Source organism: Chryseosolibacter indicum (assembly GCF_018598585.1).
GTDB lineage: Bacteria > Bacteroidota > Bacteroidia > Cytophagales > Cyclobacteriaceae > Chryseosolibacter > Chryseosolibacter indicus.
Genome location: NZ_JAHESD010000081.1, coordinates 1 through 21,197 on the forward strand (window position 1 = coordinate 1; position 21,197 = coordinate 21,197).

17 protein-coding genes are annotated in these 21,197 nt (G+C 39.4%); 15 read left to right on the top strand and 2 right to left on the bottom strand.

What is annotated here, in order from left to right; genetic code table 11:
- The first annotated feature begins 389 nt into the window (after positions 1-389).
- The 7 genes from KK060_RS22300 (at position 390) to KK060_RS22330 (ending at position 9,363) form a co-directional block, all read left to right on the top strand.
- On the top strand, positions 390-806 hold the full coding sequence (locus tag KK060_RS22300; RefSeq protein ID WP_254156848.1) for a DoxX family protein: 417 nt from the start codon (positions 390-392) through the stop codon (positions 804-806).
- A 312-nt stretch (positions 807-1,118) separates the two neighbouring features.
- Positions 1,119-2,513, top strand: coding sequence for a hypothetical protein (locus KK060_RS22305; RefSeq protein ID WP_254156855.1), 1,395 nt, complete (start codon positions 1,119-1,121; stop codon positions 2,511-2,513).
- Positions 2,514-2,713: 200 nt separating this feature from the next.
- Positions 2,714-3,574, top strand: coding sequence for an NmrA family NAD(P)-binding protein (locus KK060_RS22310; RefSeq protein ID WP_254156857.1), 861 nt, complete (start codon positions 2,714-2,716; stop codon positions 3,572-3,574).
- A 234-nt stretch (positions 3,575-3,808) separates the two neighbouring features.
- A complete protein-coding gene (locus KK060_RS22315) occupies positions 3,809-4,546 on the top strand; it encodes a rhomboid family intramembrane serine protease (RefSeq protein ID WP_254156860.1) in 738 nt (245 codons plus the stop codon).
- A gap of 319 nt (positions 4,547-4,865) precedes the next feature.
- A complete protein-coding gene (locus tag KK060_RS22320; protein ID WP_254156862.1) occupies positions 4,866-5,513 on the top strand; it encodes a LuxR C-terminal-related transcriptional regulator in 648 nt (215 codons plus the stop codon).
- A gap of 406 nt (positions 5,514-5,919) precedes the next feature.
- Positions 5,920-8,841, top strand: coding sequence for a TonB-dependent receptor (locus KK060_RS22325; protein WP_254156870.1), 2,922 nt, complete (start codon positions 5,920-5,922; stop codon positions 8,839-8,841).
- Positions 8,842-8,853: 12 nt separating this feature from the next.
- The gene (locus KK060_RS22330; protein ID WP_254156871.1) at positions 8,854-9,363 is read left to right on the top strand and encodes a hypothetical protein; all 510 of its coding nucleotides are present in this window, start codon (positions 8,854-8,856) and stop codon (positions 9,361-9,363) included.
- 118 nt (positions 9,364-9,481) lie between these two features.
- On the opposite strand, the gene KK060_RS22335 is transcribed toward KK060_RS22330, so the two are convergent.
- Positions 9,482-10,240 carry a phosphatase PAP2 family protein gene (locus KK060_RS22335; protein ID WP_254156886.1) on the bottom strand — a complete coding sequence of 253 codons (759 nt, stop codon included), beginning with the start codon at positions 10,238-10,240 and terminating at the stop codon, positions 9,482-9,484.
- A gap of 317 nt (positions 10,241-10,557) precedes the next feature.
- Between KK060_RS22335 and KK060_RS22340 the strand changes: the two genes are divergently transcribed.
- Both KK060_RS22340 and KK060_RS22345 read left to right on the top strand, forming a co-directional pair.
- The gene (locus KK060_RS22340) at positions 10,558-11,412 is read left to right on the top strand and encodes a metallophosphoesterase family protein (RefSeq protein WP_254156888.1); all 855 of its coding nucleotides are present in this window, start codon (positions 10,558-10,560) and stop codon (positions 11,410-11,412) included.
- Between the two features lie 3 nt (positions 11,413-11,415).
- A complete protein-coding gene (locus KK060_RS22345) occupies positions 11,416-12,018 on the top strand; it encodes a hypothetical protein (protein ID WP_254156892.1) in 603 nt (200 codons plus the stop codon).
- Positions 12,019-12,043: 25 nt separating this feature from the next.
- On the opposite strand, the gene KK060_RS22350 is transcribed toward KK060_RS22345, so the two are convergent.
- Positions 12,044-13,033 (bottom strand): glycoside hydrolase family 43 protein, encoded by a 990-nt coding sequence (locus KK060_RS22350; protein ID WP_437124581.1) that lies wholly within the window; start codon positions 13,031-13,033, stop codon positions 12,044-12,046.
- Positions 13,034-13,210: 177 nt separating this feature from the next.
- On the opposite strand from KK060_RS22350, the gene KK060_RS22355 reads away from it, so the two are divergent.
- The 6 genes from KK060_RS22355 (at position 13,211) to KK060_RS22380 (ending at position 20,991) form a co-directional block, all read left to right on the top strand.
- A complete protein-coding gene (locus KK060_RS22355) occupies positions 13,211-13,774 on the top strand; it encodes an RNA polymerase sigma-70 factor (RefSeq protein ID WP_254156901.1) in 564 nt (187 codons plus the stop codon).
- A 131-nt stretch (positions 13,775-13,905) separates the two neighbouring features.
- Positions 13,906-14,562 carry a basic secretory protein-like protein gene (locus tag KK060_RS22360; protein WP_254156904.1) on the top strand — a complete coding sequence of 219 codons (657 nt, stop codon included), beginning with the start codon at positions 13,906-13,908 and terminating at the stop codon, positions 14,560-14,562.
- A 69-nt stretch (positions 14,563-14,631) separates the two neighbouring features.
- Positions 14,632-17,481 carry a M16 family metallopeptidase gene (locus tag KK060_RS22365; RefSeq protein ID WP_254156925.1) on the top strand — a complete coding sequence of 950 codons (2,850 nt, stop codon included), beginning with the start codon at positions 14,632-14,634 and terminating at the stop codon, positions 17,479-17,481.
- 18 nt (positions 17,482-17,499) lie between these two features.
- Complete coding sequence (locus KK060_RS22370) at positions 17,500-18,561, top strand: PLP-dependent cysteine synthase family protein (protein ID WP_254156927.1); 1,062 nt, start codon at positions 17,500-17,502, stop codon at positions 18,559-18,561.
- 223 nt (positions 18,562-18,784) lie between these two features.
- Positions 18,785-19,975 (top strand): FecR family protein, encoded by a 1,191-nt coding sequence (locus tag KK060_RS22375; RefSeq protein ID WP_254156929.1) that lies wholly within the window; start codon positions 18,785-18,787, stop codon positions 19,973-19,975.
- 53 nt (positions 19,976-20,028) lie between these two features.
- Positions 20,029-20,991 (top strand): hypothetical protein, encoded by a 963-nt coding sequence (locus KK060_RS22380; protein WP_254156931.1) that lies wholly within the window; start codon positions 20,029-20,031, stop codon positions 20,989-20,991.
- The last annotated feature ends 206 nt before the right edge of the window (positions 20,992-21,197 follow it).

The window sequence follows — 21,197 nt, forward strand, 5'->3', positions numbered from 1 at the left end:
GCGAGCACCGTGCGTGCGAGATGTCTGCGTGAAACTGGCTCCTTTTACGTACACATACTGTACGCATACCGCATGCACGGTGCCGGCATGATTCATTCCCAAGCTATTCGGGAGCTATTTGTAGGTTGTCTAAAGGTCATTGCCGGAGCGTGTCAGCTTCCAGACTCCAACATCAAGATTCAGCAACCAGAATCCAGTACCAAGGATCAAGCATCTGGTATTTAGCATCCAGAATCCAGTTCTGTCGTATTCTGCCAACGAGGATGTCGCTTTTACACCCCCTCGAAGCTAAAAACATGCTATATCTTTGTTTTACCAATTCGATAATAGAACAAGAGCTATTGAGATTGGAGATAATTTAACATCATAAACACGTAACCATAAACACCATGACTACACTACATGCTACACTACCGACAACGGCTCCTTCAAAAGGAAGAATATGGACCGCACGCATCATGGGTGGCCTTGTCATCCTCTTCATGTTTGCTGATAGTATCTTTAAATTCATTCCTAATGAAGAAGCAATTAAAGGCACCACGGAACTTGGCTTTCAGTTACATCACCTTCCTATTTTGGGTACACTTGGGCTGATCTCCGTTCTTCTTTATGCTCTCCCACGAACAGAAATTCTGGGAGCTATTTTGTTAACTGGTTATTTCGGGGGGGCTATAGCAACACATGTTCGCATGGATAACCCATTGTTCTCACACGTACTGTTTCCTGTTTATCTCGCTATACTCGCATGGGGATCACTATGGTTAAAGAATGAGCGCTTTCGCAAATTGATCCTTGGAAAGGAGTAATAAAGTAATTTGCTTGATGCAAAAAGGTCCTTTTAGCGGAGGACTTTTTTGTTTTGGAGTAAGAAGTTTTTTTTGTGATTCTTTTATTGAATTAAAGCCGCTGTTCTGGTTCGAATGTAGCGGGTATATTTCTATCACCCTTCTCGTTGCTTCACCATTTAAAGTTTAATAGGTACATCTATCGGTGAAAATTGTTCTCGTAAAGAAAAATTGTAGAGCGACTTTTTGTTTTCATTGATGTCATTTCTTGGTTTTTAAAGGTTCATTTATAATGGCATTTAAATTTTGTTGAGGGAGCAAAAAAGATAATGTATGAATAAATTTTTTTATTATGCCCTCTCACTGTTTACGGTGTTATTGCTTCAGTGTACCACAGAAGAAGTGGTTGTCCCAGCTAATCAAAAAGTACAATTCTCAGTATCAGTATCTTCGAGTGACCCTGGAGGCAGAGTAAGCCAAGCCTTACCTGAAGGAGCTTCAGTAAAAATCAGCATCACAAACAACGCAGGTCCGGTATTAACGAATGAACAAATCAACTTGCTGAAAGTTGGTGATGGCTACATTACAGAACCCTTCGAACTTAAGGCAGGAGCATATGCTGTTTCTGATTTCATGATTGTAAAGGGAACAGAAGTATTGTACGCTACGCCAAAGCAAGGCTCTCCGTTGGCATCTTCCGTATCGAATCCATTACCTTTTAGTTTCGTTGTCACTGCCAATGGTGTTTCTAATATTGGCATGCAGGTGATCAGCGTAAATGCTAAAGCTCCGGAAGATTTTGGATACGTTTCTTTTGGTGTTGACATCGTACAACCGCTGCAAATTGCTGTCTTCGCTCCAGGTAACGGAAGTACCAAACTCATTGCCGGCCGTGCAGAAATAGTAGACGGTAGTAAGATCGTGCAGACCGTAGCGCTTGAAGCAAAGATTAATACCATTAGCTTCGCAGGCGATGCAGACAGAACCTACACTTTAAATGTTTATGATGTAGATGGAAATAAGATCTTTACGCGAACATTTACTTATAACAGTCTGATTGAAGAATTGGATGGCGCTCCATTAAAAGTGATGGCAACGCCAGTGCTACGCTTTAAGTTTGTTGATCATGGTACCAGCGAAACTCCCTTGAGATTTACATTGGAAGGTGAGGGTGAAGTTGTAATTGAAGGTCCGGCTGAATTTGCAGGCAGACGTCAATTGCCGTTACATTTCACCGATGTCGTGCTGACGGAAGGATATCATGAGGTAACGATTACAGGAGACATTGATAAGATCACCACAATCGAATCTTTTAGTTATAATGGAGGAATAGAAACTGTAGAGGGTCTTCAGTATGTAACGTCCTTGCAAAGGTTTAGCCCTGGCGGCTATTTCAATGATGATCTCGATCTGTCATATAATACACAACTATCAGACCTTGATCTGTTCTGGGTTCGGCTACCAAACTGGTTTACCTTGCCTGAAAATCACCAGATCAGAAGTTTCTCCTTAGAAGCATTTGGTAATCCGGATGCCCATCTCATTACAAGAGAAGAGTTCGACATCATTGTAAACAACATTCATCACAATGCCATAGAAAAGAACATTACTGGTGGTCGTTTTTATGCATCACCTATAGAAGAGATTTCCACAAGTGCACATAATAAGCTTATTGAGCTTCGTGATACGTATGGATGGAACATTGACATGGATGGTTATTATCTTTAATCAATAAGACTTTACAGTCCCTCTCTAAATAAGCAGGTCAGCAATGGCTTGCTTATTTTTTTTAATAATAAATAGAGGAAGTAGTAGCAACAATATTCTAAGATAAACTATTGATTCTTTTGCACGAATAAAATCACAGCACCTGACATAACGTTGTCACACTGGCCAGCTACGTTTAAGAAGAATAAATTTAATTAATTATGTACATTGTTTTAGGAGGTACCGGCCATGTGGGCTCGGCAGTAGTACAAACTTTACTTGAGCATGGCCAGGACGTAATCATTGTTTCCCGTAACGCTGATAAGGCAGGCGGTTGGAAACAGAAAGGAGCCAATGTTGAATCGGTGGATGTACTTGATACAGATGCGCTGCAAAAAGTTTTCGAACAAGGTAAAAGACTTTTTTTGCTCAATCCTCCAGCTGATCCTTCAAAGGATACAGAAAAGGAGGAGCGTAGGTCGTTATCATCTATTCTCATTGCTATGAAGAATACGCCTTTAGAAAAAGTTGTAGCTTTGTCTACTTATGGTGCGCAGCCTGGTGAGATGATTGGTGATTTAGGTGTACTCTACGAAATGGAACAAGCGTTGGCTAAGCTCGACATTCCATCAACGATTATACGCGGTGCTTACTACATGAGCAACTGGTCTATGTCACTGGCATCAGCTCAACATGACGGCAAAATCTATTCGTTCTATCCGCCTGACTTCCAACTACCGATGGTAGCACCACAGGATATTGGACTTATAGCGGCAAAGTTGTTAATCGAGTCAAATTCAAAAGGCAATCTTCAATACGTAGAAGGTCCTGCGCGCTATTCTCCGGCAGATGTGGCAGAGGCATTTGCAAAGGCTTTGAAAAGACCTGTTGAAGTGGTGGAGATTCCTCGTGAGCATTGGATAACAACAATGAAAGAAGTAGGTTTCTCTGAGATAGCATCCAAGTCAATGGCAGGAATGACCGCTATTACCCGTGATGTTGGATCCGAGATGCCTCCTTATCCATTAAGAGGTGCTACCACATTACTACAATATATCGAAGACCTGGTAAAAAGCATTTAATCTAAATGATCAGGTAAGTCATCATCAGGGAAGAATTAATTAAAATAGAATTCTTCCCTGCATGAGTTTCAACCCTTAAACTTCAACAACATCCAACCCCGGAACATAGAACTCGCAACATGTTGACTTTTTCATCATTCCTATAATGGGAATATTGAAATAAGAGCCAAAGGAGACATTTTCGTCAAGCGGCCTATTTGTTGTAATACGCTAAAATGTAAATAATATTCGCGTATGAAGATGTATTTAAACAGAATGGGACATCACAATAAGGTCCAATATTTTCAATTACCGCTGTCTCTTAAAAACCCGATCAACATATTAATTTCTATTCACATCCTTTTCTTTGTACTCTACTGTGCTTTAGGGTATTTCGGCTTTCTCGAATACAAGATAAATGATGGTGAAACAATTGAGCAATTTATACAATCTGCTCTCGGACTTTCCTTCTATGATACAAGTTGGCAATACGGTTTGCTGAGTGTTTTCACCTATCAATTTGTGCATACCAACTTCGGAGAGATAATGCTTTCCATGATCGCACTTTGGATATTTGGTCACATGGTGGCAAAGGAAATAGGGGCAAGTAAAGTCATATTTCTTTACCTGATTTGTATTGTACTCTCTGCATCTGTATTTATACTATCACACTTCGTCTTTACTGTTTTCTCCGGAAGGTGTGTAATGGAAGGTGCTTATCCAGGAGCATTGGCTATAATGACTACATCACTTATCTTTTATAAGTCATTTCAAATACGTGTTTATAAGAATATATCAATTCCGCTTTGGGTAATATGCGCTGTAATTATCCTGCTGAGTTTCGTGTTCGTTTACAAAAACAGCATAGCATATATTCTGGTTTACGTTTGTAGCGTACACATAGGCTATCGTTTTGCAGTAAATAAACTTTCAAGTACTGTATTTACAAAAAACGCAATTCAATACAGTAACCTTAGAGGAAGGTTGAATTGATTACAATAAAGATACAACGGTCCAGAAGGTTGTTAACAGGTCGTTGCCTAGACTTGTTAACGGCCTTCTGTTGCCGATCGTTCGCACGATGGGTAGGTGAAGGTTTAGTAGTTATGTTTCTTTGATGTTTCATTTTCCTGCCTTTTTGATCTGTTCCGGTACTTATGCTATGTTATCGTTCAATACAATTTTCGGATTAATATCCGTTGCAATCCTTTGCATCCGAGGAGGATAAACAATCTAGCACTTACAATCGATTGCTTTATAACGCTGCTATCTTTCTATTGAAATGGTAGATATAAAACTTTCATTTAAAGCAATGAAAAATTTATATTTACTTAATATGATTAAAGTTGTTGTAATTGATAGTAACACTTTATACAGGATCGGATTGGTGTCTGTTCTTAAAAACACCTCGCGGTTTGAAGTTACTGGAGATTACAAGAGTTTTAATTCTGTTAAGCCTCACGTTGATAGTCTTGATGCTGATATTGTCTTATTAGGTGTTAATAAAGATTGTGGCTTTGATGCAGCACAATATCTTAAGGTGAAAAACTCTTCTCTTCGTGTTATTATTATCTCTTTAAATAAGGATGAATTCTTTGTACTAAATACTGTTGAGTCTAAAGTTGAAGGATTTATTTATAAAGATGCAGAACCAGAGGAAATCATTTTCGGTATTGATAAGGTGGTAGAAGGAGAGCGTTTTTATTCCAGTGAGATATCAAATCTTCTTCTGCAATGTATACACAAAAAGAATAGCAAGAGCCTTCCATTCTTAACATCAAAGGAAAAGGAAATAATCCGATATGTAATGGATGGATACTCGAGCAAGCAGATTGCAGCTTTTCTAAATGTTTCTCCCCGCACAATTGATACCCATCGTGCTAATATTCTTGGCAAGTTTAACCTCAAGAACACTACAGAACTGGTTGCTAAAATTGCAGAAAACAGAATAGCACTATAGTCTCATCTTTTTTCAAGTAGTAAAATCTTTGCTGTTAAATCTTTATTTCTGGGCTATGCAATCCGTTGCTCGGAATATCACGCTATACCTACTGTATGATCTATACAGATGTCCTTCTCGGTAATTTCTTGATTGCTTCCTAGGTAAAAATGCGGATGTGTTTTAGTTGGTGCATAAGGTATCTTCCGAAATAGAAGAATATTATTCTTTGACTGAGTAAAGAACATTAGCAAACGTGTTCGAAAGTTTTGCAATGTCAATTAAATAACCTTAACCTAAAATTAATCACTATGAGAAGATCGCAACACCGCCATCAAACCTGATCCCATTTGAAAACCAGCCGCCTGCAATCAACATTACGTGTTTTCAATCTTTCTAAAAATCATTCATCGTAAATCGACCCATTATGAAACTGATTCTACGCATTTCTATTCTCACCATGTGTTGTGCTTCCGCGCTATGGGCACAGGAAGTCAAGGTAGGTGGTAAGGTGGCTTCTCTTGAAGGAGAGCCGTTGCCCGGCGTAAGTGTATTTGTAAAAGGAAATACAGGCAAAGGTACATTAACAGATTCCCAAGGAATGTATACGTTAACAGCTACTCCTTCCGATATACTTGTATTTTCGTTTATTGGATTTAAGACACAGGAAATCATCGTCGGAAGTCAAAATACAATCAATGTTGCTTTTCAACCTTCTTATGAAGAGCTAAGTGAAGTAATCGTTACCGGTACCCGCAGCGTTGGGCGTACCGCGTTGGAGACACCAGTGCCGGTTGATGTCATCTCCATACAGGATGTGATGGGGGATTTGCCGCAGATAGACTTGGCGCAAATGCTGGCTATTCTTGCCCCTAGTTTCAATGCGTCCCGGTCTCAAGGCGGTGATCTTAATTCACATGTCGATCCTGCCCAGCTAAGAAATCTTGCTCCCAATCAAACCCTTGTGCTGGTCAATGGAAAAAGAAGACATACTTCTTCTTTGCTCATCATGTCTACCGCCGTAGGAAGTCCTTCTACTTCTGTTGACATGATGATGATTCCAGCAGCTGCAGTAGAGCGTGTTGAAATATTAAGAGATGGCGCAGCAGCACAATACGGGTCTGATGCGGTAGCTGGCGTAATTAATATTGTTTTAAAAAAAGGAACAGATAAACTTACAGGAAGTTTTACAGCAGGGGGATACCTGAATTCAGGAGGTGATGCTGGCGATCTTACAATTGATGGCGATCCTGATGGTTTTAATTATCAGGCTACTGCCAACTATGGTTTCTCGCTTGGTAAAAGAGGCTTTATTAATTTATCAGGTGAGGTTACGCAGCGGAAGCCTACATTGCGTACTTTCATTTACGACTACGCTGCATATGATGCTACATACTTAAATAACGAGCGTACTGATAAGTTTGGCAACCCTGTAATTACTAATCCTGAATTGGTTGCAGCATTGGCATCGGGAAATGAAGCATTAGCAACTTCATTAAGAACCAATCAAGGACTAATGGCTGCGCGTGGTCTTGATCAGTCAGACTTTACAATTTATTCAGGGATGCCTGCTATTACTTTAGGAAGTACTTTCTACAATGCTGAATTTGCTATTAATGACAATACGAAGTTTTACGCATTTGGTGGATTGGCTTACAAATATCTCAATGGCTATTCCTGTTATTTCAGAAGACCTGCCCAAACAGATCGTTTCAATTATTTACTTTATCCAAATGGGTTCAGGCCTCAGATGACCAGTAACTCGGGTGACTTCTCTACTACTGTTGGGCTTCGCAGTAAAGTTGGAGAATTTAATATGGATTTCAGTAACACGTTTGGAAAGAACAGGATGAGAATTGGGATGGTGAATACCTTTAATGCTTCCCTCGGCTCTCTATCGCCTGTAGAGATGAATCTTGGAACACATCAGTTCTCGCAAAACTCTACTAACCTCGACTTCTCCAGGCAATTTAATGTATTGAAAGGCTTGAACATAGCATTTGGTGCAGAGATGCGCATCGAGAATTATAAGATTATACGCGGGCAGGAGGAAAGCTATACCTATGGTAATGAAGGAATTCTTACGGTAGAAGAAGATGGCTTGTTAGTTGGTCCTGATGGTAAACCGCTTGAAGATGGATCAAGTAAACCAATTGTAGATGGCGCTGGAAATCCTCTGGTTGTTGGACGTGGCGATCAGGTTACGATAAAATCTTTTGCTCCCAATTGCCAGTGCTTTGCCGGCTTTGGTCCTAAAAATGAACGTGATGAATTTAGAACTAATCTCGCAGCTTACGTAGATGCCGAACTTGAAATATCAGACGCAGTGTTGGTGGCAGGCGCGGTACGCGTGGAAAATTACTCCGACTTCGGTCAGGTTTTAACAGGTAAGATAGCAGCCAGGTATTCGATCCTGGATAACCTTACCTGGCGCGGATCAGTTTCATCAGGATTCAGAGCGCCATCACTTCAGGAACTTAACTATACCCACACCGCTACTGTTTTTGAACTGGATGCGAACAGGGTACCACAACCTTCTGATGAAACTACTTATCCTACAAATAGTACTGCGGCGCGTGTTCTAGGTATCAAAGAACTTTCAGAAGAAAGATCGATAAGTTTCGGAACTGGCCTTACCTATAGTGTAAATCACCAACTCGACTTTAGTATCGATGCCTACCAGATAGATGTAGACGACAGGATATTCCGTACCCTCGCTTTTGATGCTGCAGAAGTCGGCAATAATTACGAAGAGGTAATAGGACAAGGGCAAGCACAGTTCTTTGTAAATGGTGCCGATGTACGATCCAGGGGAATTGAGATCGTCGGAAATTACTCCTTGACACTTGGTGGAACATCTCAACTCAATTTCACGCTTTCCGGTGTATTTAATAAAAATGAAATCCTGAAAAGAAAAATTGTAGACCTCAACGTTGCAAATCTTACCGATGAAGAGCTGGTCGAAAAATACCTTGACAGATCTGTGATCGGACAGTTCGAAACAGGAACACCACGTCAGAAGGTTATAGGATCAGTTAATTATGCGAAAGGCAAATTCTCTACAATGCTTCGCGGTACGTATTATGGTAAAGTAAAAGATGTTTCTATTTTTACTGACCCTGATACTGATGAATACCTCGATCAGACGTTCTCAGCTCAAACTGTTTTTGATTTAAGCTTTTCCTATAGCCTCACACCTAACGTCAGATTTTCAGTAGGAGGTAATAATGTACTAGATCAGTATCCTGACTTGTATATACCTCTCAGAAGAGATTTTACACTTTACAATGGCTATCAGCAAGGCTCTAACGGTGCTTATTATTACGCAAGGGTAATGTTTAACTTCTAAAATTGAATTACTATGAAAACACTAAAGCATATACGTTTCAATATAATGATGTTATTGATGGTGTCGATGTTATTTTCAATTGCCGCCTGTGAACTTGAAGATGTAGAACCAGAAACAAACACAGCATCTGGAGGAGGAACATTAACTACATACAGTGCCTATAGCATAGATCCTGCTACAGCTTTAGACAGTGTCTACGGAAGGGTCGTTTTCTGGGAGGGAAATGCAGGGACGACACTTGTTCAGATCTCTTTATACAAAACAGGGAAAGGTATCGAGTACATCACAGGAGTTTATGACGGAAAAGCGGTTACTGCATCCGATGAAAAACTCATGACGTTGTATTCTATTGATGGCGCTACCGGAGAATTCAGTACGCATAAATACTATGTCATTAGCGATCCAGCTTTTTATAGTTCTTTAAAAGAATTAAACGGACACATTAAAATCATGGTCGGTACGAAAGTAGTTGCTTCGGGGGATGTGGGAGCAAACGCAGAACCTGTTGCAGAAGGTGACTGATTAGACAAGGTTACTAACCATTGGTGGCTTACGCGATTGAATCGTTATCAATGATGAGCTGCCATTGGTTATCTATAATTGCGAAAGCGAGGTTATGAACAGTTTACAAGTAAGAAATCTAATTCAGCCTATAGCTTACATAAAGTGCGGGACCACTGGTGTAGGCAGGTACTAAAGTAAGATTAGAATTTTTATTCTTCCATTTATACCGATGTGTCAGGTACGCCAGGTTAGTAGATAAAATACCAATCCCTGCGCCAGCAAAAACATCTGATATCCAATGGCGATTATTTAAAATTCTCATTGCGCCTACTGTGGTAGCAATGCCATAGGCGCCTATACTATACCAGTGGCTTTCATCGCCGTATTCCTTTGCCATAAAGGTAGCTGTGGCAAATGCCTGTGCTGTATGTCCTGAAGGAAAAGAAAATCCATCACTTCCATCAGGTCTTGACACATTTGTCATCTCTTTAAAGGAAAAGGTTAGCGCAGCCATAATAGCCTCGGATTTAAGAAGGAGGAGCGAACGGTTTTTAAAATCATTCTTTCCTTTTACGCCTGCAAGGTTAAGTCCGTATACAATTGCAATCGGTGCGTGCATCAGATAATTGTCTGCCGAATACTTAAAGTTTGGAAGATGCTCATTTCTCTCTTCTCGTATTTCGTATCGGTTTACAACATCATTACTCGCACAAGAGTACACACCAAGACCTATAAGCATTGTTGGTACTTTTACTGCTTGCAGGAACGAACTCTGCTTTTTTTCTCTCTTTGGTTCGATTTGAGAAAATCCAAGGTCTATTTTCTCGGTAGAACTGATTTGGGCTGATGTTACGTGCCCAGCAGTAATGAGTGCTATGAAGATCAGTCGTCGCATACTTTTAGAGCTTGGTAGGTTGGCTTTTCAAAACTTTATATGGAAAAAGTTAGTAAGCGCAATGGTAATTATAAGACATCAAAACGATATTCCTATTTATAATATTGTATCCTAAGGATAATCTTTAGATACAAGATGTAATTTCTTACCAGTATTTAATGTTATTCCTTTCTATATGCAGCACTTTGTTTGGAATCTTGTCTCCACCATAATAAAAAATAATATGTTCTTCTGTTTCTAATATTGGATATTCATTACAATTTTGCCGCCGTTATTCTAATAGCCTCTCCCGTGTCAGTAAAAATGGCAAGTGCCAGATGAAGGATATTTTTATTAAGGGATTAATCAGCTATAATACCAGCACATGTATGTTTTTTAAACTTTTTATAATTATCGTAGGAGGAGGGATGCTAGTGGTGTCGTGTTCACTTTTCGAATATCATCCTTATGAAACAAACGTTAGCGATAAAAACAGAAATGTAAATGCAAAAGCCATAGAACGCATTTTGTCTTCAGTTCCACCTTCTAAGGATACGCTTGTGATAATCCATACAGGGGACTCACAACGATTTTACGATGAAGTAGAAGACTTTGTGAAAAGTGCCAACAAGCAAAATGCGGATTTCGTGTTTCTCGCAGGAGACATCAGTGACTTTGGGTTAAAAGATGAGTTCGAATGGATTCACGAGATTATGCGCAAGCTTAAGATTCCTTATCTCGGAGTTATTGGTAATCACGACTTGTCAGGAAATGGAGAAACGGTTTTTAAAAAGGTTTACGGGCCGTTGAACAGTTCGTTTATAGTAAATCGTTTTAAATTTATACTTCTCAATACCAATTCGCGTGAGTATAGGTTTAACGGACGTGTACCGGATATACATTGGCTTGAAGAGCAACTTGATGACGATGATTTTGATCGTGCTATTGTAGTTTCTCATATATCTCCATTCGACGGTTCTTTCGATAGAAAACTTGAACAAGGTTATGTTACTGCTTTAGAGAATTCAGGAAAGGTAAATTTAAGCCTTCATGCACATCAACATAAGTTCAATGACACCATACCGTACCATGACAACATAAGATACCTGATATCTACTGCTATGCAAGAAAGGATGTATCTGCTCATTAAGTTGTATGGTGATAAATATTCGTATGAAAAAATCTATTACTAGTAAATGAGACTTTACTGTATAATTCTTCTGTTTGCTTTTACATATATTAAAGGTTTTGCACAGGAAAAGGAGCCGCATATTCCTAGATGGTATGTTCCTGACTTTGCTGCGGTTCAATACGCGGGCAGTATTGGTTTTTTCTCTATTGGAGCAGGTTATGATTTGTTCAAAGAAAAAGCTAATGTAGACCTGCTTTTTGGTTATGTGCCTCCTGCATATGCCGGTGATGGTGCGATAAGAACAATGACATTAAAATTTACGGGTGAAGTTATCAGGCTTCAGCCCAATCCAACAACGCTCATTCATCCCCTTACCATAGGGACTTATTTTAACTACACGTTTGGTCATGAGTACTCTTCCGATCTTCCGGCGTGGTATCCCAATGGATATTACTGGTGGAGCGAAGCGGTAAGGGTCAACGTGTTTATAGGAGGCAATGTGCGCTTTATAACAAATAGATTGCAGCAAGGAAGCAAAGTTACTGCCTACTACGAAATTGGTACAAATGAAATCAAGTTAGCTAGCTACACGCAAAATGTGCACGCATTAAATATCTGGAGTATCCTGCATGCCGGTATTGGTGTGCGATACCATTTTGCCAAATAACATTGCATACAGGAAATCTCAGGTGTTATTTGATTATTTGTTTTTCGACACCTTCTTTGGTGATGATGATGGGTTTGATAAGTCCTTGCTCATCGAAATACATCCTGTCAATACAAGTTACTCTTGAATTAGCATCAGTTTCGTTAAGAGGTCTGCGATGGTAAACTATATACCAGATGTCTTTTCCGGGGATTTGTATAACGGAGTGATGACCAGCACCTCTGCCAATTTTCATGTCTTGTTCTAGTATTTTTCCAATTCTTTTAAACGGGCCGAAAGGAGAATCTGCCACAGCGTAAGCCACACTATAATCAGGGCCCGTCCATCCGCCTTCAGACCACATGAAGTAGTACTTTCCATTTCTAATGAACATAAAAGGTCCTTCTACATAATTATCAGGAGTAATTTCCTTAAACGTTGTGCCATCAGCCATCGGAACAATTCCGGTAAAATCATCTTTAAGCTTGGCTATGTTACAATGTCTCCATCCTCCGTAAATAAGGTAGTGCTGACCGTCTTTGTCCTTAAACACAAATTGGTCTATAGGTTGAGCACCATTATAAAACTTACTGATCAGGGGTTTGCCGAGATAATCTTTAAAGGGTCCTCCAGGACTTTCTGAAACAGCTACGCCAATTCCACCTTCTTCATCGTTACTTTGGATATCATTGGCACCAAAGAATAAAAAGTACTTATTGTCTTTTCTGATGACTGAAGGAGCCCACATGGCTCTTCTGGCCCATTTTATTTCTGTTGTATCAAGGATGCGTTCATGCTTTTTCCAGGTTATAAGGTCTTCGGAAGAGAATGCATCGAAGAAAACCTGGTTATCATATTTCGCTGAGTAAGTAGGATAGATCCAGTAAGTTTTATCAAAGATAATTCCTTCCGGATCTGCATACCATCCCTGAAATACCGGATTACCCGACATTTGCTTCTTCGCTTTCTTTTGTGCGTATACAATGGTTTGGAAGCTGATAAGGAGGAACAATCCAATAAATTTTACTTTCAACATGTTTGGTATTTATTTAACTCAACTTTTAAAAGTAAAGAAACTGGTATGTAATCCAAAAAAATCGATTATTGAATTATTTAAATGGTTGGAAACGATTACGAGAAGGGCCGGTTAAGTTTTTGTTATCAATGTTAGAAAAAAATTAGTATGTTTATTCACGAAGGTTAATGAATCCTGATGAACGAGGATATACTACTGTTTGAGAGACTTAGAGAGAATGATAGAAATGCTTTTGAAGTGCTTTTCAAAAAGTACTACGCTTCTTTTTGTATTGTGGCCTTTCGATATGTAGAAGATCGTGATATAGCAAAGGACATAGCGCAGGAGGTGTTTATTAAGTTTTGGGACAAGCGTAACGAATACACGGAGATACCTTCTATTAAGACCTTTTTATATGTCTTAGTCAAAAATTCCTGCCTCAATTATATCCGAAATCAAAAGATCAGAGAGAAACACTTAAACCTTATAGAGAAAGAAAGTGATCTCTTCTTTAATCAGGTAACAATTCCGGAAGAAACATACCGGCAGCTTGAAGCGGTTATCGAAAAACTTCCCCCTCAGAGTGCTAATATCATGCGCTTAACCATGAAAGGCTTCTCTAATATGCAGATTGCAGAGCAGTTAGGTGTTTCTGTAAACACAGTAAAAACGCTTAAATATAATGCCCTGCGTACACTGAAAAATTATTTGGGCGAATTCTCTTTTACCATGCTTTTATTCCTGATAATTCACTCCAGCTAACAGATAGGCGTTACATTACGCACAATCGGATAAATAAAATTTCAATCGGATTCATCCATTAAATAAGGTGTGGTGTTCTTACACTAAATCGAAATCGAAGAACACCTACTATGCCATTATTGCGCTGTTATTTGATCATTATAAAGATTCTTGTCATACTTCCTGCTGTTCTTAATGCTCAGGACAAGGAGGTAATAACACAACAAGGATATACCCTTACCGTTGTTAATAACGACGCCACTTTTGATAATTCAGTAAAGACTCAACTCATTGATACTTTCTTTGAAGTTTATCCTCTTTTAACGAAAACGTATAACAAACACTCAATTAAAGAAATAACCTTTCTTATAGATACCGCATACCACGGTGTAGCAGAAGCAGGTGGGGGAGTAGTTCGTTATAGTTCAGCTTGGTTTCATAAGCATCCGGCCGATATAGACGTCGTTACACACGAAGTTATGCATATCGTACAAAGCTATCCTGGTGATGCAGGCCCGGGATGGATCACTGAAGGTATAGCAGACTATGTCCGTTACAAGTTTGGCTTAAGTAATGAAGTTGGGGGGTGGCGTTTGCCAGAATTTACTTCCGGCCATCATTATTCCAATAGTTACAGGATTGCAGCACGTTTCTTCGTATGGCTTGAAAAGAATGAGAAAAAAGGAATTGTTAAAACGATAGACGAAGCAATGCGAAACAAAACCTTTACCGAGAATATCTGGAAACAGGAAACAGGTAAAACACTTGATGAGCTTTGGAAAAGCTATTCTGATAAACCTGCTATCTAAGAGAGACTTAACGAGGTAATTTCAGAATGCACGACAAATTGTAATACAGATAACAATAAACAAAGATATATGAGAGGTAAGAACAAATTGGTAAATGGCCTGTTGTTGGCTGTATTACTTTTTGTTGTATTGTGCCGTTCTTCTTTTGGTCAAAGTGTCTCACAAGCTCTGCCAATAGACCCAAAACTAAAAATAGGAAAGCTTAGTAATGGTCTTACATATTACATTCGTAAAAATGTAGAACCAAAAAACCGGGCGGAGCTGTACTTAGTCGTAAAAGCCGGGTCGAATATGGAAGACAATGACCAGCAAGGCTTAGCGCACTTCACGGAGCACATGGCTTTTAATGGTACAAAGGATTTTCCAAAAAATGAGTTAGTCGATTATCTTCAAAAATCAGGTGTACGTTTTGGTGCAGATCTTAATGCCTACACAAGCTTTGATGAAACTGTGTATCAGCTCCCCTTGCCAACAGATGATGTAGAATTGCTGGGTAAGGGAATTAACATTCTTAGCAATTGGGCAGGTCACGTTTCGTTTGATAGTGACGAGATTGATAAGGAGCGCGGAATTATTGTAGAAGAAGACAGGGTGCGGGGCAAGGATGCAGGGGAGAGAATGCGGAAACAAATCTTTCCTGTAATCTTTTATAATTCACGTTATGCTGAACGACTTCCTATTGGGAAGATCGATATCATAAAATCTTTCAAATACGAAACAATTAAAAGATTCTATAATGACTGGTATCGCCCCAACTTACAGGCAGTAATAGCTGTCGGTGATTTTGATGTTGACGTGGTTGAAGGGCTTATCAGGAAGAATTTTGAAAGGCTCAAAAATCCGAGGAGGAAGAGGAAGCTTGAAACGTTCAATATTCCATTAAACGATAAACCACTTGTAAAGATTGTCACCGACCCGGAGTTCTCTTACAACGTATCATACATCTTCTTTAAAAAGCCTCAGGTTATTTTGAATACAACCGAAGGCCTGTCTCGTTCCGCCGCTATACAAATGATAAACAAGATGTTTGAGGCACGCCTGCAGGAAATCATGGAACGCGGTAATGCTCCTTTTGTACATGCATCGGGTTACTACGGGCCATACTATGGTGGCTTAGGTAACTTAAGTTCTCTCTTTATTACTACAGTAGCGAAAGAACCGGAAGCATTAAAGGCTTCTATTACTGGGGTTATGGATGAGGTTGTTCGGGTAAATAAATTCGGATTTACGACAACAGAGCTGGCTCGTGCCAAGCAAAACTTCTGGGCAGAAGTTCAAAAACAGTATAATGAACGCAACCAGAATGCATCTTCAAATTTAGTCAATGATTATATAGCTCATTTTACAAAGGGCCAACCCATTCCAGGCATTGATTTCATTTATAAATATTATGAAAAAGAGCTTGATAACATCAGCATAGAAACGGTCAATAAGCTTGCAAAGCTAATCACAGAGTCGGACAACTGTACTGCTATTCTCGAAAGTCTGGAAGGTAATAAATCACGTCTTCCAAATGAAGAAACATATCTTTCATGGATCAAGTCAGCAGGTAAAGATGTAAAGCCTTATGCAGACGATGTTATTGATCAACCTTTGTTGTCAACAATACCTGCAGGGGGAAAAGTGGTGAGTGAAAAGCAAATAGAGTCCCTTGGGGTTACTGAGTTAAAGTTAAGTAATGGAGTTACTGTAGTATTGAAGCCAACAGATTTCAAAACCGACGAGATTGTCTTTACCGCATGGAGTCCGGGAGGAACATCTTTGAGCTCAGAACAAGAATACTTGTCCGCGAGCATAGCTGCCGATGTTGTCAGTGCTTCAGGTGTCGGAGCATACGACAAGTCGCAGTTAAATAAATTGTTGTCTGGTAAAGTGGTTAGCGTATCTCCTTATATCGATCAGCATTTTGAAGGTGTGTTTGGCTCATCAACGCCAAAGGATATTACTACTGCATTTCAGCTTATTCATTTATATTTTACGCAACCGCGGGCTGACTCTAATGCTTTTAAAATGATCAAGGAAAATTATAAGGTAAACATCGCAGCAAGACCTTCATTTCCAGGAGCAATTCACCAGGATACGATCAGCGCAGTTATGGGAGGCTATCATAAGCGGAGTACAGCCCCAACTATCAGAGAGGTTGAATCGCTCAACTTACAGACATCATATCGTTTCTACAAACAACGTTTTGCGGATAGTCATGATATTACCTTTTTCTTTGTTGGTAATTTTAGTGTTGGATCTTTAAAACCATATATTGAAACTTATCTGGGCTCACTTCCGGTAACGGGTCGCAGTGAGAGCTATCACGATCTTAACATTCAACCTGTAAAAGGAAAATTGGAGAAAAAGGTATTTAAAGGATTGGAGGATAAGGCTTCTGTATCTCTTTTCCTTCATGGAGATTATGTGTATAGTGAGGAAAACAACATGATGTTGGATATATTGAATGCAGCACTTAAAATCAAATTAATAGAACGTCTACGTGAAAAGGAAAGCGGTGTCTATACGCCATCGGTTAATGTCAGTTATTCAAACATACCAAAGACAAGTTATACCTTTAACATTAGCTTTAGTTGCGCTACAGGAAATGTTGAGAAACTTATAAAAGCAACCATAGATGAAATAAATCAACTGAAGAACTTTGGTGTATCAGAGGTCGATCTTCTAAAGTACAAGGCAGAAGAAAAGCGCCAGACTGAAATCAGGTTCAGGGAAAACTATTTCTGGCTTTATTATTTAAGTGATGTGTATGCAAGAGGTGAAGCGATTGACAGAATACTCAGGTATTACGAAAAGCTTAGCACCATAAAGCCCGAACAGACAAAAGAAGCAGCAGAGCAATTTTTGAACGATACCAATTTTAAACGAATAGTGCTCTTGCCGGAAGGAGCGAAGGTAACGCAGTCCGTTAATTGATTTATTCACCACTATCTTATGAATGCAATGGTAGAGACAAAGACAGATGAAAAACTTCAATCTAAATTCCGAAACCTTTGGAACCTGGTAGGCAACACGCCTATGGTTGAAATTTTTTACACTTATGAAGGTAAGCAAGGTTCTGTTTTTGCTAAATGCGAGCACTATAATCTTACAGGTAGCATTAAAGACCGTATGGCTTTGCATATTCTTCAGAAAGCTTATACGTCAGCCTTAATAAAACCTAATGACATAATTGTAGAGGCAACAAGTGGCAATACCGGTATTTCATTTTCAGCATTAGGAAAGGCACTTGGTCATAGGGTTAGAATTATTATGCCCGATTGGTTAAGTAAAGAACGGACGGACATAATCAGAAGCCTGGGAGCGGATATTATTACTATCAGTAAGGAGCAAGGTGGATTTCGGGGAAGTATTCAGCTTTCAGAAGACATGGCTTTCTCCGAGCCCAATATCTTCCTGCCTCGGCAATTTGCAAATGGCAGTAATGTAGATGCACATGTGTTTTCAACAGGAAGAGAAATATGGGCTCAACTCGAACAGGAACAGCGTATTCCTGATGCATTTGTAGCTGGCGTAGGTACGGGGGGCACTGTAATGGGGGTTGGTAGGTTTTTAAAGTCAAGAAATCCTCAAATAAGAATTCATCCTCTTGAACCTGCAGAATCTCCTACACTTACCACAGGACATAAAGTCGGAAGCCATCGCATTCAAGGAATTTCAGATGAGTTTATTCCGTCCATTGTCAAGCTCGATGAATTGGATGAGGTGATCCAGGCAAATGATGGCGATGCAATATTAATTTCGCAGAAGCTTGCTATGGAGTTAGGGCTTGGGGTTGGAATATCTTCAGGGGCAAACATTATTGGTGCAATAAAATTACAACAGATGCTGGGCGCAGGAAGTGTTGTAGTCACCGTTTTGAGTGATAGTAACAAAAAGTATTTAAGTACAGATCTTATACGTAAAGAGCCATTGAGACAAGAATATATTTCCAGTAGTATAGAATTTACGGGCTATAGATCTCTTGCAAGAATGTCAGGTAATACCTGTTTGTAAACAACCCAATAGAACAAGGCCGGATGCTTATCAACTAGGTTATTCAAATAGTAGATTGTTTAGGTTAAAACAATGGCATCCGGTTCTTGTTTTTATTATTACTACATTATGCATTCGTTTTAAACCCAGTTTTAATATAAAAATTCAGAATCAATCAAAAATAAAGTATAAAAAAATTCATCCTTTAAAATTTTCATGTGTTCTTAGATTGAAATTACCCTTTATGCAGGAAGAAAACGGACTACATTCAATATCCGCATTAATAGCTAAAAAGCTTGCCGGAGAGATGACCGAAGCTGAGCAATCAGAGTTGGATCAATGGATTAAAGAGTCTGTTGAGAATGAAAGACTGTATAATACCGTTATCGACCCCGTTAACAAATTAAAACGCGATCAGTTCCTTCAACAAATAGATGTTCAAGCGGACTGGCAAAAGCTAAGTGCTAAAGTTTTTAAAGAAAAAGGAGGGAGGCAAATCAATTTGCTATGGTATAAAGTAGCTGCAGCCATAACATTTGTATGCATAGCCGCGGGTGCATTTTATTTCAAGAACAAAGCCGGGAATACAAGCTCTTTTGAAGAGCAGATTGCTAAAATCAATCCAGGAACTTCTCAGGCCATTGTAAGACTTCATAATGGTAAAACAATAACACTGTCCGATAGCATAAATCAGGACAAACAATTTGAGGAGGCTAACGGAGTTAATCTTTATAATTCCTCAGGCGGACTTTCGTATGATGCAGATGACGTTATTACAGATGAACTCATCTTTAATGAAATTGTTGTTCCTCGTGGTGGTGAATATAAAATTACACTTTCTGATGGCACTAAGGTCTGGTTAAATTCAGAGACACAATTGAAATTTCCTGTGAAATTTGCTGCAAAGGAACGTACTGTTGAACTTACGGGCGAGGCTTACTTTGAAGTAGCACACATGTCTGAAAAACCATTTATCGTAAACACGCTACAACAAGGTGAAGTGAAGGTATATGGTACCCAATTTAATATCAACGCTTATGCAGATAATGCTCAGGTGTACGTGACTTTAAACGAAGGAAAAGTATCTGTAAGAAAAATAGGAGATAGCGAGTTGATGTTAAAGCCTGATGAACAAGCTGTTTTGGGTGAGAAGGTAAGTGTTGTAAAGGTAGATGCCTCGCAGTACTCTGCCTGGAAAGACGGATTACTTGTATTTGATAACGTATCATTTCACCAGATAAGCCAGTTGCTCGCACGTTGGTATGATGTAGAATTTGAGTTTGAAAGTGAAGCAATCAAAAATTACAGATTTACGGCGGATATAAAACGCTACGGCACTTTTCGTGACGTGCTCAGGGTTTTTGAAAAGACAGATCGGCTGAACTTTGAAGTTGAAGGGAAAGTCATTAAGGTCATCAGCAAAAAAGACGGTTAGTTCCAAACCGTAGTAAACACAAACCTTTATTTAAGAAAAAATAACCATAATCCATGGATTATATGAAACTCCTATGCCTTTTTTTATTCGCCTTGTTCCCTTTTCTTTTCAATACTTCCTGTAGCGAAGATGAGAATGAGAAAGAAAACCCAGTAAAGGAGGAAACAGTTGATCCTCCTGGGGCGCCACCAAAAACATGGAAGGAGCATTGGGGCTCGCATCAATCGCTATTGCAAAGAATGTATTACAACGATGATGTAGTTATTTATTTTGATGAAGATATAGATAAATCAATTACATGGCCTAATCAGTTTATGACCGACGTGTGGCGATATACAAAAAAAGTATATGGCAATTTTGGTGATGAAAACAGACTGTATGTAATTTTTCATGCACAGCAAGCAAGTGGTGGCCACCCCGCCGGGTATATCGATAAACACCACGACTACCGAAACGTCATTGATAACGGTGCTGGTGTCGCAAATGCTTGGCATGATGATGCATACGAAAACTATGGCATGCCTGTTCACGAGGTCTCTCACATTGTAGAAGGTGTGTCTAAACAAGTAAGGGAGTCTCCTGCCTTCGATATTTGGGGAGATAGTAAGTGGGCCGAAATTTTCGCATATGATGTTTTTCTTGGAATAGGGAAAACAGCTGAGGCAAAGAAGCTCTATGACAAACACATGAATTATAGCGATAATTTTCCTTCTCCTGGCACGTATTGGTTTAGAGATTGGTTTTATCCTATCTATAAAAACCATGGAGGTAGCAAAGCGCTTAACGGTTTTTTCGAACTGCTTGCTAAACACTTCCCCAAAGTACCGGATGCTGAAAACGATAACAAGAATTTGATCTATAGCAGAAGAATGAACTACGGTGAATTCGTGCATTTCTGGAGTGGTGCCGCAGGTACTAATTTGAAGGAGCAAGCTACTTTAGCTTTCGGATGGCCGGCCGAGTGGGAGGCGCAATTTATCCAGGCTCAAAAGGATTTTCCGGGCATTACTTACTAACCATTTCCATTGCTAGCAAATGAAGTTCGAAAGGAGAAGTCTTTAGATGTACGAGGGGAGTTTAAGAAGTCTCAGTCAAAGCACGAAGAGTCTTTGAAAGTCTGGGAAAGTCTGGAAAAAGTCTTTAAAAGTATTAGAGGAGACTTAGAGGAGACTTAGAGGAGACTTAGAGGAGACTTAGAGGAGACTTAGAGGAGACTTAGAGG